At 55.7% G+C, this 14,482-nt stretch carries 11 protein-coding genes; 1 reads left to right on the plus strand and 10 read right to left on the minus strand.

Translation table 11 applies throughout. From position 1 onward, the window contains the following. Positions 1-87 precede the first annotated feature (87 nt). The 5 genes from mscS to tkt form a co-directional block, all read right to left on the minus strand. Positions 88-963, minus strand: coding sequence for a small-conductance mechanosensitive channel MscS (gene mscS / locus AC6I8A_RS15940; protein WP_256697311.1), 876 nt, complete (start codon positions 961-963; stop codon positions 88-90). Positions 964-1,151: 188 nt separating this feature from the next. Further along, positions 1,152-2,231 carry a class II fructose-bisphosphate aldolase gene (fbaA, locus tag AC6I8A_RS15945; RefSeq protein WP_256697312.1) on the minus strand — a complete coding sequence of 360 codons (1,080 nt, stop codon included), beginning with the start codon at positions 2,229-2,231 and terminating at the stop codon, positions 1,152-1,154. A gap of 104 nt (positions 2,232-2,335) precedes the next feature. Then, positions 2,336-3,499 carry a phosphoglycerate kinase gene (gene pgk, locus AC6I8A_RS15950; RefSeq protein ID WP_256697314.1) on the minus strand — a complete coding sequence of 388 codons (1,164 nt, stop codon included), beginning with the start codon at positions 3,497-3,499 and terminating at the stop codon, positions 2,336-2,338. A 51-nt stretch (positions 3,500-3,550) separates the two neighbouring features. Continuing rightward, on the minus strand, positions 3,551-4,570 hold the full coding sequence (gene epd / locus AC6I8A_RS15955) for an erythrose-4-phosphate dehydrogenase (protein ID WP_497818762.1): 1,020 nt from the start codon (positions 4,568-4,570) through the stop codon (positions 3,551-3,553). A gap of 340 nt (positions 4,571-4,910) precedes the next feature. Next, positions 4,911-6,902: a transketolase gene (gene tkt, locus AC6I8A_RS15960; protein ID WP_497818763.1), complete on the minus strand. Its 1,992-nt coding sequence runs from the start codon at positions 6,900-6,902 to the stop codon at positions 4,911-4,913. Positions 6,903-7,175: 273 nt separating this feature from the next. Here tkt and loiP point away from each other — a divergent pair, with 273 nt between their 5' ends. Next, a complete protein-coding gene (gene loiP / locus AC6I8A_RS15965; RefSeq protein ID WP_436333195.1) occupies positions 7,176-7,928 on the plus strand; it encodes a metalloprotease LoiP in 753 nt (250 codons plus the stop codon). Between the two features lie 175 nt (positions 7,929-8,103). Here the strand turns inward: loiP and AC6I8A_RS15970 are convergent, their stop codons facing one another. The 5 genes from AC6I8A_RS15970 to AC6I8A_RS15990 form a co-directional block, all read right to left on the minus strand. After that, positions 8,104-8,508, minus strand: coding sequence for a YidB family protein (locus AC6I8A_RS15970; protein WP_497818764.1), 405 nt, complete (start codon positions 8,506-8,508; stop codon positions 8,104-8,106). A gap of 54 nt (positions 8,509-8,562) precedes the next feature. Further along, positions 8,563-9,483, minus strand: a complete 921-nt coding sequence (gene speB, locus AC6I8A_RS15975; RefSeq protein WP_007890305.1) for an agmatinase — start codon at positions 9,481-9,483, stop codon at positions 8,563-8,565. Positions 9,484-9,629: 146 nt separating this feature from the next. Next, positions 9,630-10,856: an HlyD family type I secretion periplasmic adaptor subunit gene (locus AC6I8A_RS15980; protein ID WP_256697320.1), complete on the minus strand. Its 1,227-nt coding sequence runs from the start codon at positions 10,854-10,856 to the stop codon at positions 9,630-9,632. Continuing rightward, positions 10,853-13,024 carry a type I secretion system permease/ATPase gene (locus tag AC6I8A_RS15985; protein ID WP_497818765.1) on the minus strand — a complete coding sequence of 724 codons (2,172 nt, stop codon included), beginning with the start codon at positions 13,022-13,024 and terminating at the stop codon, positions 10,853-10,855. The genes AC6I8A_RS15980 and AC6I8A_RS15985 overlap by 4 nt, the downstream gene beginning before the upstream one ends. Further along, positions 13,021-14,472 carry a TolC family outer membrane protein gene (locus tag AC6I8A_RS15990; RefSeq protein WP_256697322.1) on the minus strand — a complete coding sequence of 484 codons (1,452 nt, stop codon included), beginning with the start codon at positions 14,470-14,472 and terminating at the stop codon, positions 13,021-13,023. The genes AC6I8A_RS15985 and AC6I8A_RS15990 overlap by 4 nt, the downstream gene beginning before the upstream one ends. Between the last annotated feature and the right edge of the window lie 10 nt (positions 14,473-14,482).

The following is a 14,482-nucleotide window of genomic DNA, read 5'->3' on the forward strand; positions in this document are numbered from 1 at the left end:
TGACGCGAGGATATTAGAGGAAATTGAAATATTTAATCGGCCATTAGAATAAGTAATAAAAAAGGCACCCGCAGGTGCCTTTCTTATTTACTCAGTGCGCGCAGGTTGCTGTTGCTCGCTCTTCACCTGATGCAGATGCACATCCATCTGCGGATAAGGGATTCCGATGCCGTTCGCGTCCAGCGTACGTTTGAAGTTCTTCATCAGATCCCAATAGACGTTTTGCAGGTCGCTGCTTTTGCTCCAGCAACGCACCACAAAGTTGAGCGATGACGCAGCCAGTTCATTCAGGCCGATTTGGATACCCAAGTCTTTCAGTACACGCTCATCCGCTTCAACCACTTCACGGAAAAGTGCAATTACCTGATCAACATCCGCATCGTAAGCGACGCCAATAATGAATTCGTTGCGACGGATCGGTTCGCGCGAATAGTTAATGATATTACCCGCGATGATTTTACCGTTTGGTACCACGACAATTTTGCCATCAGCCGTTTTCAAGGTGGTGGAGAAGATCTGCACGTTTTGTACCGTGCCCATCACGCCACCGAGATCAACAAACTCACCGGTTTTGAACGGGCGGAAGGTCACCAGCAATACGCCTGCAGCCAGGTTGGATAGCGAGCCTTGCAGCGCCAAACCCACCGCCAAACCGGCAGCACCCAGCACGGCAATCACGGAAGCGGTTTGCACCCCAACGCGTCCCAGTGCAGCGATGACGGTGAAAGCGATAATTCCGTAGCGCACCATTGCAGAGAGGAAATCTGCCACTGTCGCATCAATGTGACGCGCCAGCAGAACGCGATTAATTGCATTGGAGACGATGCGGGCAATGAACATACCAATGATGATGGTAACAATCGCCGCCACAATATTGACCGCATAGCTCAGGATCAGCGCCTGATTACGTACCAGCCATCCACCCGCACTATTAATGCCGTCGACGACGTTTAAGTCTTCCATTTGTTAGCCCTGTTGTTGAGTTTCCCGCAGGAAATTGCCAAAAACTGCCAGATTGACTCCGGCATTCCGATTACAAGGGTAAACAAAAATAGGGCGAAGCGCCAAAAATGGCCTGAATTCGTGGGATTTTCCGGACGAGACGCATAAAAAAAGGCCCTTGCGGGCCTTTTTGCTACTGTAAGGAAAAATTACAGTACGTCGACAGCGTTAAGCTCTTTGAAAGCCTGCTCGAGGCGAACAACCATTGAAGCCTGAGCAGAACGCAGCCACACGCGTGGGTCGTAGTATTTCTTATTCGGGCTATCCACGCCAGTCGGGTTACCCAACTGCGCTTGCAGATAGTCTTCGTTCTTTTTGTAGTACTGCAGAATACCGTCCCATGTTGCCCATTGGGTGTCGGTATCGATGTTCATCTTGATCACGCCGTAGCCGATAGACTCTTCGATTTCTGCAGCAGAAGAACCTGAACCACCGTGGAACACGAAGTCTAGCGCGTTGTGCGGCAGATTGTGTTTCTTGGCCACGTATTCCTGAGAATCACGCAGGATGGTTGGAGTCAGTTTCACGTTGCCTGGCTTGTACACGCCGTGCACGTTACCGAATGAAGCCGCGATGGTGAAACGTGGGCTGATTTTGCTCAGCTCGGTGTAAGCGTAATCAACGTCTTCTGGCTGAGTGTACAGAGCAGAAGCGTCCATGTGGCTGTTGTCCACGCCGTCTTCTTCGCCACCGGTGCAACCCAGTTCGATTTCCAACGTCATATCCAGCTTGGCCATGCGCGCCAGATACTTAGCAGAGATCTCGATGTTCTCTTCCAGTGACTCTTCAGACAGGTCGATCATGTGAGAAGAGAACAGCGGCTTACCGGTTTTCTTGAAGTGCTCTTCGCCCGCGTCCAACAGACCGTCGATCCACGGCAGCAGTTTCTTGGCGCAGTGATCGGTGTGCAGGATAACTGGCACGCCGTACTGTTCAGCCATCAGATGCACATGGTATGCACCCGCGATAGCGCCGAAGATTGCCGCGCCCTGAGGTTTGTCGGTTTTGAAACCTTTACCGGCGATGAAGGCAGCACCACCATTGGAGAACTGAACGATGACCGGCGCTTTCACTTTGGCCGCAGCTTCCAATACCGCGTTGATAGAGTCCGTGCCGACGCAGTTAACTGCTGGCAGAGCGAATTTGTTCTCTTTCGCTACCTGGAAAATTTTCTGAACGTCGTCACCAGTGACAACGCCGGGTTTTACGAAATCAAAAATTTTAGACATGTTTGTGTCCCGTTTCGTTACCGTTCATCCCCGAAGGGATTGCGATTTGATTGCCCCATACAGGGCTAGCCTTCAGGCGACGCCAAAGCGCCGCCCCCAAAGAGTTACTGCTTGGCGCGCTCTTCCAGCATAGCAACTGCTGGCAGTTTTTTGCCTTCCACGAACTCGAGGAATGCGCCGCCGCCGGTAGAGATATAAGAGATCTTATCTTCGATACCGAACAGGTCGATTGCAGCCAGCGTATCGCCGCCACCTGCCACTGAGAACGCATCGCTATCGGCGATAGCATTCGCCACGATTTCGGTGCCTTTACGGAAGTTCGGAAACTCGAACACGCCAACCGGGCCGTTCCACAGAATGGTTTTCGCGCCTTTCAGAATCGCGGCCATTGCCTGAGCGGTTTCGTCACCGAAGTCCATAATCTCTTCGTTATCCGCTACTTCGGAAACCTTTTTCACGGTAGCCGGCGCAGTTTCAGAGAATTCCGTGCCTACGCGAGAATCGGTAGGAACCGGGATGCCATGCTCGTCACGCAGCTTTTTCGCTGCTTCAACGAAGTCTGGCTCAAAAAGTGATTTGCCGACGTTGTTGTCGATAGCCACGAAGGTATTCGCGATACCGCCGCCCACAATCACGGTGTCAGCAATTTTCACCAGCGACTGCAGCACATCAAACTTGGTCGACACTTTAGAACCACCAACCACAGCAACTAATGGACGCTCTGGGTTGCTCATCACTTTGCCCAGCGCTTCCAGCTCAGCTGACAGCAGCGGACCGGCACACGCGATTGGTGCGAACTTGCCTACGCCGTGGGTAGAAGCCTGTGCGCGGTGCGCAGTACCAAACGCATCCATCACAAACACGTCGCACAGCGCGGCATATTTCTTCGACAGGCCTTCTTCGTCTTTTTTCTCGCCTTTGTTAAAGCGCACGTTTTCCAGCACAACCAATTCGCCCGCGCCGACTTCAACGCCGTCGAGGTAATCTTTTGCCAGGGTAACGTTGGTGCCGTTCAGTTTGTCTTTCAGGTAGTTAACAACCGGCAGCAGGGAGAACTCTTCGTTGTATTCACCTTCGGTCGGACGACCCAGGTGAGAGGTAACCATCACTTTCGCGCCCTGTTTCAACGCCGCTTCGATGGTAGGCAGAGAAGCACGAATACGTGCATCTGACGTCACTTTCCCTTCTTTCACTGGCACGTTGAGATCGGCACGGATCAGAACGCGTTTACCAGCAAGATCCAGATCGGTCATCTTAATTACAGACATGGTGAACCCTCTCGTTGATTCTCATAAGTTTTGCCAGACGCAGTCCGCGTCTTACCTGAAACCGCTTGCGGTCATTGCTAACGTGGTGTCGATCATGCGGTTAGCAAAGCCCCATTCGTTGTCACACCAAACCAGCGTTTTGATAAGGTGATGACCACTGACCCGCGTTTGCGTGCCATCGACTATGGCACTGTGCGGATCATGGTTAAAATCTACTGAGACTAACGGTAATTCCGTATAGTCAACTATACCACGAAACGCCCCTTCTGACGCATTTCGCAACAAGGCATTAACCTCGCAGGCCTTCACCGCTTCGCGCACCGAGACGCTCAAATCAATGGCTGTCACGTTGATGGTGGGCACGCGCACCGCAATCGCCTCAAAGCGATCGTTAAATTTCGGAAAAATACGGGTAATGCCAGCAGCAAGACGCGTATCTACCGGAATGATCGATTGGCTGGCGGCGCGGGTACGACGCAGATCGCTGTGGTAGGCGTCAATCACCTGCTGATCGTGCATCGCCGAGTGAATGGTAGTCACGGTGCCCGACTCAATGCCAAAGGCGTCATCCAGCAACTTGATCACCGGAATAATGCAGTTGGTGGTACAGGATGCGTTGGAGACAATGTGGTCAGTTTGTTTAAGAGCTTGTTCGTTAACACCGAATACGACAGTAGCATCGAGATCGTTACCGCCCGGATGCGAGAACAACACTTTCTTCGCACCTGCTGCCAGATGGGCTTCGCCATCAGCGCGGCTGCCGTACACGCCGGTGCAATCCAGCACGATATCCACATTCAGTTCGCGCCACGGCAACACATCGATTTCCGCCTGATGCAGGATGCGAATGGTGTCGTCGCCAACAAACAGCTGATCGCGCTCCTGGCGCACATCAAAGGCAAAACGGCCGTGGCTGGTGTCGTACTTCAGCAGATGCGCCATCCCGGCGGCATCGGCCAGCTCGTTAATGGCGACCACGGTGATCTCAGCCCGGCGACCGGTTTCATACAGAGCGCGCAACACGTTACGCCCGATACGACCAAAACCATTTATTGCTACGCGAACGGTCATTTCTACCTTCAACAACACCCGAAAAAACGTGCCGATTAGCCTGAGCGTTTCACACCGTTTTGTACAGGGAATTATTGCCTGCTCTCACCGGCAAGATGCACGTTTTCGCTGGAGACTGAAACGGTTCAGCTAGAGTAATGCAAGAGAGGAATAACGGGAATGATTGCGATCAAGTGAGTGGCGGAATATTGGATCTACGTCACAATTTTTGCACTGCGGAATTATTACTACAGGAATAATTGAACCGTTTCAGGTTGGAGGTGGTGAATCAATAAGGGCGCCCCAGCTGGGACGCCCTTTATACCCGCTGTGTACGGTCGCCATTGATGGCGACCTCAAATCACAGAATCGATTTCGCCGTTTTAACCACGTTCTCAACGGTGAAACCAAACTCTTTGAACAGCTGATCCGCAGGCGCTGACTCACCGAAGGTGGTCATGCCGACGATCGCCCCGTTCAGGCCGGTGTATTTGAACCAGTAATCCGCGATCCCCGCTTCAATCGCCACGCGTGCGGCAACCGCTTTTGGCAGCACGGATTCACGGTACGCCGCGTCCTGCTTGTCGAAGGCGTCAGTGGATGGCATAGACACCACGCGCACTTTGCGTCCTTCCGCCGTCAGCTGCTCATAAGCAGCCACCGCCAGCTCCACTTCTGAACCGGTAGCGATCAGGATCAGCTCTGGTGTGCCTTCACTGTCCTTCAGCACGTAACCACCACGCGCCACGTTCGCCAGCTGCTCAGCGCTGCGATCCTGCTGCGCCAGGTTCTGACGCGAGAAGATCAGCGCCGACGGGCCGTCAACACGTTCAATGGCATATTTCCACGCCACCGCTGACTCAACCTGGTCGCACGGGCGCCACAGGCTCATGTTTGGCGTCACGCGCAGGCTGGCCATCTGCTCAACCGGCTGGTGCGTCGGGCCATCTTCGCCCAGACCAATCGAGTCGTGGGTGTAGACCATGATCTGACGGATTTTCATCAGCGCGGCCATACGTGCGGCGTTGCGCGCGTACTCGACGAACATCAGGAAGGTCGCAGTGTACGGCAGGAAGCCGCCGTGCAGCGCGAGGCCGTTGGCGATGGCGGTCATACCGAACTCGCGCACGCCGTAATGGATGTAGTTGCCCGCCGCGTCTTCATTGATTGGCTTAGAACCGGACCACATGGTGAGGTTGCTTGGCGCCAGGTCAGCGGAGCCGCCCAGATATTCCGGCAGGATTTTACCGAAGGCTTCGATGGCGTTCTGCGAGGCTTTACGACTGGCGATTTTCGCCGGATTGGCCTGCAGCTGCTCGATGAACTTCTGCGACTCAGTGGCCCAGTTAGCTGGCAGCTCGTTGTTTACGCGACGTTTGAACTCTGCAGCCAGCTCCGGATGTGCAGCGGCATAGGCAGCAAACTTCTGGTCCCACGCGGACTCTTTCGCCTGGCCGGCTTCTTTGGCATCCCACTGCGCGTAGATGTCGGAAGGGATTTCAAACGGACCGTGGTTCCAGCCCAGCTGCTTGCGGGTCAGCGCGATTTCGTCGGCACCCAGCGGCGCGCCGTGCGAGTCGTGCGTACCGGCTTTGTTCGGCGAACCGAAGCCAATCACGGTTTTGCACATCAGCAGCGAAGGCTTGTCGGAAACCGCTTTGGCCTCTTCAACCGCTTTCTTAATCGCGTCGGCATCGTGACCGTCCACGCCGCGCACCACGTGCCAGCCGTAGGCTTCAAAGCGTTTAGCGGTGTCGTCGGTGAACCAGCCGTCAACGTGACCGTCGATGGAGATGCCGTTGTCATCATAGAAGGCAACCAGTTTGCCCAGCTTCAGGGTGCCGGCGATAGAGCAGACTTCGTGTGAGATGCCTTCCATCATGCAGCCGTCGCCCATAAACACGTAGGTGTTATGGTCTACGATGTCATGACCCGGGCGGTTGAACTGCGCCGCCAGCGTGCGCTCGGCAATGGCAAAACCCACTGCGTTCGCAATGCCCTGACCCAGCGGGCCGGTAGTGGTTTCAACGCCTGCGGTGTAACCGTATTCCGGGTGGCCTGGAGTTTTAGAGTGCAGCTGACGGAAGTTCTGCAGCTCGCTCATTGGCAGATTGTAGCCAGTGAGGTGCAGCAGGCTGTAAATCAGCATTGAGCCGTGACCGTTCGACAGCACAAAGCGGTCGCGATCTGCCCACAGCGGGTTAGTAGGGTTATGGTTCAGGAAGTCACGCCACAGTACTTCGGCGATGTCCGCCATGCCCATCGGGGCACCCGGATGTCCCGAATTGGCTTTTTGTACTGCATCCATACTTAACGCGCGAATGGCGTTGGCAAGCTCTTTACGAGAGGGCATCTTCTACTCCAGGTCGGATTAATGCTCCGCCACGCTTAACTTATTGTAATTAATCAGTTATAAGGCGAAGCGAGAAAAAAGTCGCACATCAATGTACATGAAAATCAGGACAAAAGTACATGCATCTGGATGCTAAATCACGGGTAACCGTTTGCATTTCCGGCCTTGTCTGCTAGCCATTGCACAACATGCGAGCTATAACCAAATCGTTTAAACACCTGTGACGGTTTCAGGTGTTTGTTTTATTTACCTTGTTACCCAAAGGATGCCGATATGAAAATGAGAGCTACCATTGTTGCTCTGGGAATGGCTTCGTTGCTGAGCGGCTGCGAAGGATTTGATAACAACGCGCTGCTGCAATCTGGTGCGCAGGCTTATCAGGCCTACGCGCTGAATGATGCGCAAGTGAAAGAGTTAAGCGATCAATCTTGTGCGCAGATGGATAAAGACAATCAGGTTGCACCCGCCAACAGTGAATATCAGCAGCGCCTGAACAAAATCGCTGCGGCGTTGGGGGATAACATCAACGGCGTGCCTGCCAACTACAAGGTTTACCAGACCAAAGACGTCAACGCCTGGGCGATGGCCAACGGTTGTATCCGCGTCTACAGCGGGTTGATGGATATGATGACCGACAACGAAGTTGAAGGTGTGCTTGGTCATGAGATGGGCCACGTCGCACTGGGCCATACGCGTAAAGCGATGCAGGTAGCGCTGACGACCACTGCAACGCGCACCGCTGCGGCTTCCGTCGGCGGCGTGATTGGCTCGCTGTCACAATCGCAGCTGGGTGAGATGGGCGAGAAACTAGTGAATGCGCAGTTCTCACAAACCCAGGAAACACAAGCCGATGATTACTCGTTTGACCTGATGAAAAAGCGCAGTATTGATCCGATGGGATTAGCGACCAGCTTTGAGAAGCTGGCGAAGCTGGAACAGGGGCGCCAGAGTTCGATGTTTGATTCGCACCCGGATTCGGAAGCGCGCGCCCAGCATATTCGTGAGCGCATTGCCGCTGGGAAGTGAATTGTGCTGGCTGTCCCCCTCCTCGATCCTCCCCCATCAATGGGGGAGGAAGATGTTGCAATATGTACGCTCAGAGGCTGCATATAGCAACATCTCCTTCCCCCGTTAACGGGGGAAGGCCGGGATGGGGGACAGCAAGCAAAGACCAAGCAAGCAAAGATCAAGCAAGCAATAATCAACGCTTAAACAATCCATCCACCATCGCACCCAAATCCTGGGTATTCGACGTCTTAATGTGGCCCTGCGGCGATAGCTTATCAATCACCTGCGGCAATAAGGCAGCCAGCGTACCGGACGCACCATGTACATCGGTGCCGAGCTTATCCGCCAGCGACTGCAGCTGATCCTGGCCAAGCGCATTTTGAATCTCGCCGCCATCAACCGACTGATTACTGCCGCTGCCAAGCCAGCTATTCAGCACCTGCCCAAGTCCGCCCTGCTGAAATTTCTGCAGCAGCACTTCGACGCCACCCTGCTCCTGCACCCAGTTCCAGATAGCCATCAGCTGTTGCAGCTGATTACTCTGCCCGCTTCCGTTGCTGTTTCCCAGCGATCCCACTAAATCGTCCAGTAAACCCATAGTCGCCTCCGCAGATTAATTAACCGCCAGTAAGTGTAGCCGCAAGCAAAAGGATTAACCTTTATTTGCCGCCTGCACGTGCAGCATATCCAGCGCCAGTGTGGCTGCTGCCAGCGAGGTTAGATCGGCGTGATCGTAGCCCGGCGCCACTTCCACCAGATCCATGCCAACGATGTTCATGCCCTGTAAACCGCGAATCAGCTTAGTGGCTTTATCACTGCTCAGACCGCCAATCACTGGCGTACCGGTGCCCGGTGCATGAGCGGGATCGAGGCAGTCGATATCGAAGGTCAGATACACCGGCAGATCGCCAACGGTGCGCTTCACTTCCGCCAGAATGTCATCAACGCTGCGGTCATTGACCTGCGCGGCATCCAGCACGTTGAAGCCGAGGCTCTTATCGAACTCAGTACGAATACCGATCTGCACAGAGTGTTGCGGATCGATCAACCCCTCTTTCGGCGCGGTGAAGAACATGGTGCCGTGATCGAAGGTTGGGCCATTGGAATAGGTATCGGTATGCGCGTCGAAATGCACCAGCGCCATTTTGCCGAAGTGCTTAGCGTGCGCGCGCAGCAGCGGCAACGTAACGTAGTGGTCACCGCCAAAAGTCAGCATACGCTTACCGTTTGCCAGCAGTTTCTCGGCATGCGCCTGCAGTTTGTCAGAGAGATCCTGTGAATCGCCGAAGGCATAAACTAAATCGCCGCAGTCCACCACGTTCAGACGTTGACGCAGATCGAAGTCCCACGGCCAGCGGCAGCCTTCCCACGCCAGGTTGGTTGAGATCTGACGAATCGCGCCCGGCCCTAAACGACTGCCCGGACGGCCTGAGGTTGCGGCATCGAAAGGAACACCGGTGATCACCCACTCAGCGTCGCTGTCGTATGGCTGGAAGTTCAGCGGGAAGCGCATGAAACCGAAGGCGTTAGAAACCAGGGAGTTATCGTACTGATTGCCCAGGGTGTTATACATAATTCGTCCTCATTAAGGCGGTAATCGTTTCACCAGTTTAGGAGATAAATAAAAAATCCCCTCCGCGTCGTTAGGCCCGACGAGGAAGGGATTGATTGGCGCGATTATCGCGGAGATTTTAGCGCCCTGCAATCGGACAGCATCAATCACCGCTCCCGCATCGCCTCCTTCCCCTTATTAAACGGCTTGATCAGATAATCCATCACCGTCTTCTCACCGGTCTTAATATCCACGGTAGAAACCATGCCGGGACTGATGGAGAAGCGCTTACCGGCTTTATTCTGCACATAGTCGTTATCGGTGCGGATAAACACGCGGTAGTAGTAAATTTCCGGCTTCACCTCATCCTGAATGGTATCCGGCGAGATGCTCTCCACCACGCCGTTCAGGCCGCCATAAATGGCGTAGTCATAAGCTGAGATCTTCACTACCGCCCGCTGGCCGGGATGAATAAAGGCGATATCGCGCGGTGACAGGCGTGCCTCAATCAGCAGCCGATCGTTCATTGGCACGATGTTCATCAGCTCGCCATTCGGTGGCACCACGCCGCCCACGGTCGAGACTTTGATGTTTTTCACGATGCCGCGCATCGGCGAACGGATGGTTAATCGCGTCACCGTGTCTTCGCGTCCTCTCACTACTTGCGCCATGCTGTCTGCCTCGGCATTGGCTTTCGCCAGCTCCTCGCGCGCCTGCACGTAATATTGCGAACGCATATCGGTGAGTTTCAGCTCCAGATCCGACTTATCGCGCTGCAAACGCAGCACTTCCACGCTACTGGCGGCGCCGGTTTTCGCCAGGCGCTGCGTGATGGCCAGCTCGCGGTTGGCCAGCGCCAGCGACTCTTTGAACTGCGCGGTGGCATCAGTCAGCTGCGCGCGGCGGGTTTTGTACAGCCGCGTTTCTGAGGCGATCAGATCGGGAAACTTATTCAGCTCCGCCGGGAAACTCAGCGGCTGATCGTTCACTTCAGCATTAAGGCGCGAGGCGGCAGCCAATGCCGCACGATAGCGCGCCGCACTTTCGCCCACATTGGATTCCGATCGCGTGGCATCCAGACGCGCCACCACTTGTCCGGCCTGTACCTGATCGCCTTCATGCACATACAGCTCGGTGAGAATGCCGCCTTCCAGCGATTGCAGCACCTGATCGCGCGAACTGGGGATCACTTTGCCGGTACCGGTTGAGACTTCATCCAGCACGCCAAACCATGCCCAAATCACCGTAACGAGGATCAGTGCGGTACTGATGACGATCAGTCGCACCGCGCCGGTGTAATGGGTTTCGGATCGCAGTTCACCCAGCAGATCGTCGGAGGAATCCACTTCTGCCGCCGTGACTAAACGCAGTCTTGCCGGTAATTGTTTGATCATGATTGCGTCTCCGGCGGAATGCCGTTCGCACGCGGTGCCGGCAAGGCGTTCTCTTTCGGGCTATCCATCACCAGTTGTCCCTCTTTCAACACCAGCACACGATCCACCAACGCGAGGATCGCCGCACGGTGCGTCGCCACGATCAAGGTGCGGCCGTTGAGCCACTGTCCGAGCCGTTCGATAAACTCTTTCTCGGTATGATCGTCAAGCGCCGCCGTCGGCTCATCCAGCAGGATAATGTTGGGATCGCGCAGCAGCATGCGCGCCAATAGCAGCGACTGACGCTGACCACCAGAAAGCCCAACGCCGCCTTCCATGATCGGATGATCAAGGCCGAGCGGCAGACGACGAATGAAATCCGCGCCGCCGCTGACGGTGAGTGCGCCGAAGATGGCATCATCAGTGGCGTGCGCCGCGCCCATGGTGAGATTTTCTCGTAACGTGCCGTGGAACAAGCGCGCGTTTTGCGTCAGCAGGCCCACGTTGCGCCGCACATCTGCTACATCTATGTGCGGCAGGCTGAGGTTATCCAGCCGCAGTTCACCGCCGACCAAATCGATGCCGCCGATCATCGCCTGCAGCAAGGTTGATTTGCCCGATCCGTTACGTCCCAGCACCGCAATGCGCTCGCCCGGTTTGATGGTCAGGCTTTTAATGCGCAGCGCGATGTTCAGCGAATCGGTGTAGTAACGGAACATCGCATCGGTGAATTGGTAGTGACCAAACAGCACCGGCGTGTGAATGCGCGTTTCATCTTTGCTGTTTTCCACCGGCAAATTCATCAGCGCATCAAGACTGCCTTTCGCCGCTTTCACCTGTTGCCAGCGCGCCAGCACGCCGCACAGCGTGGCCATCGGCGCAATCATGCGGGAAGAAAGCAGCGACGCCGCCACAATCGCACCGGTGGTGATGTCGCCGTTGATCACCATCGGCGCACCGATCACAATCACGCTGGCATACACCAAGCCCTGCACGGTGACGCCCCAGGTAATCAACGAGTGCATCACTTTGCGCATCTCCACGCCGGATTGCGCGGTAATGCGAATGTAGCTGTTCCACTGTTGCAGGAAGCGATCTTCCGCCTGCATCAGCTTGATATCCTCCAACCCTTGCACGCTCTCCACCAGCACCGCATTACGCAGCGTCGACTCTTTCAGGTTTTGCTGCGCCAGCTTCGAAAGCTTTTTCTGGCTCAGCACGCCCGGCAAGATCATCAGCAGCACCGCCACCGGCGCAATCCACGCCAGCTGCGGCGCGATAATCGCCATCACCAGCATGAACAGCAGGAAGAACGGCATATCAACAATCGCGGTCACTGTGGTTGAGGTGACCATTTCGCGGATCGCTTCCAGCTCACGCAGCTGCGAGATAAAGGTGCCGGTCGAACGCGGCACCGCGCTGTTTCGCAGCCGCAGTGCGTGCCCAAATACCCGATCGGAGACGCGCATATCGGCGCGCTTGCCCAGCAGATCGGTCACGTGATCGCGCCCGACGCGCAGGATGTAAGTGAACACCACCGAGATGATCACGCCAATATACAGCACGTAGAGCGTGGGATAGGACTGCGCCGGAATCACCCGATCGTATACCTGCATTGAGAAGATAATGCCGACCAGCGCCAGCAGGTTGATCAGGAAGGATCCGAGCATCACGTAGCCGTACGGCCGCAGATCGTGCAGCACCAGACGGCGCAGCCAATCCGGTTTCACCGTGGCGAGATAGCGATCGACGCGGCTGTCTTTGGCCGCAGTAACCGGACGCAGCGCGGCGGCAAAACGGATTTCCGGCAGCAAGGTTTCCAGCGCAATCGGCGCGGGCTGTTCATCACCGGCGAAATGCACCCGCACTTCATCATCGCCATCAAACTGGGTGATCACGCCCACCTGACCGTCGGCCAGTTCGATCGCCAGCGGCAAGCGCCAGCTGGTGATCTCCCACTTGTTCTCTTCATACAGCTGCAACGATAAACCGGCCTGGCGCGCCAGATGGCGCAATGCTTTATCGCGCGACTGTTTGCCCTGCCATTCGGCAGCAGCCATGATCATACCCGGCGAACAGGGCAAGCGATAATGGGTGGCAATCAGGATGATCGCGGTGGCCCATCCGTGTAAGGGCACGTTTCCCCCGGACGCGCTGTCGGGCGCGTCGGGGATCTGTAATTGCGTCATGGCTGGATCTCCACGGACTGGATCCGCTGATTATTCAAGGCAAACGCCGACCGCATATGCCCGGTGCTGTAGAGGCAATCGAGCTGCAGTGAGCGCAACTGGCTGATGGTTTGCTGGAGTGTAAAACGGGTCTGGAACACTTCCTGCTCGGCGTTGAGTACATCCAGCAGCGGACGCGTGCCGAGTTGCAGATACTGATCCTGATAGAGCGACTGGGTTTTCTCACCCAGCGCCTGTTGCCGTCCCATGATCGCCAGGCTGAGCGACAGGCTTTGCGATTCGTTTTGCGACTCGCTCAGCTGCTGACGCGCTTTAAGCCGCGCCGAGTTAACCGCGGCATTGGCCGCCTGCAGCGCATTGGCGGCTGCGTCACGGCTGGCGGTGATGCCGCCGCCCTGATAAAGCGGCATTTCCACTTTCACAAATGCCGAATATTGCGTGCGATCCAGCGTTTCGCTGCCGGAGTAGTGATTGTTGAGATAATGCGTCACCTGCGGTTCCAGCGAGATGGTCGGCATGTTTTGCGCGTTAGCATTATCGAGTTTGGCCTGTGCCTGATTAGCCTGCGCCCAGGCGGCCAGCACCGACGGATTGAGCTTGTCATCGGCTTTCGCCACCTGACAGGATTGGGTGAGTTTGGTGGGGAAATCGTCGCTGACTTTTTTCACCAGCGGCCAGCCAAGATAGGTCGCCAGCGTGGCGCGCCAGCGGTCGAGGTTGGCTTGATACTGCGTTAAGGTGGTGCGTGCGCCTTCGATACGCGCATCGGTTTGCGTGGCATCCGAAAGCGATGCCGCGCCCTCTTCATTACGCTGGCGCGCCAGATCGCCAATCTTGCTCAACGCCGTGAGCTGCTGTTGCGCAATGATCACCAGTTGCTGATAACCCTGCACTTCCACCAGCGCTGCGGCGGTATCGTGCGCCACGGTATCAATGCTCACCAGCACGTTGGCCTGCTCCTGCGCCACGCCCGCTTCGGCGGATCGCACTGAACTGCTGACCTTGCCAAAGTCATACAGCATCTGTGAAACCGACAGCACAAACGACGGGCTGAAACCCTTTTCGCTGTAAGCGTTGCTGTAGCCGTTGTTCATGCCCGCGCTGATTTGCGGATAATATTTGGCTTTCGCCACATCAACCTGATTGGCCTGCTCCAGCATTTTCCCTACCGCCTGCGCGATATCGGGATGCCACTGAATGGCGCGCTGCACCGCCTGGTTGATGGTCAGAAAATCGGGGACATTAGCGAGGGCGGGTTCCGCCACCTCACCGGTTAATGAAGGCAGTTCTTGCTGTTGCGCTAAACCTGCTGAGGTGATTTGCCCCGCGCGGGTTAACGCCTCACTGGCCGCTAAAAGTTGAGAACTGTAAAGTAAAGCCATGCCCGCACAGAGAACGCCGAGCTTAAACGAACGGCGAAAAGTTGCGCCTGAGTGCATCAGTTCCATCGATAGTCCA

The organism is Pantoea sp. X-Soil-ISGK-275 (assembly GCF_059730795.1).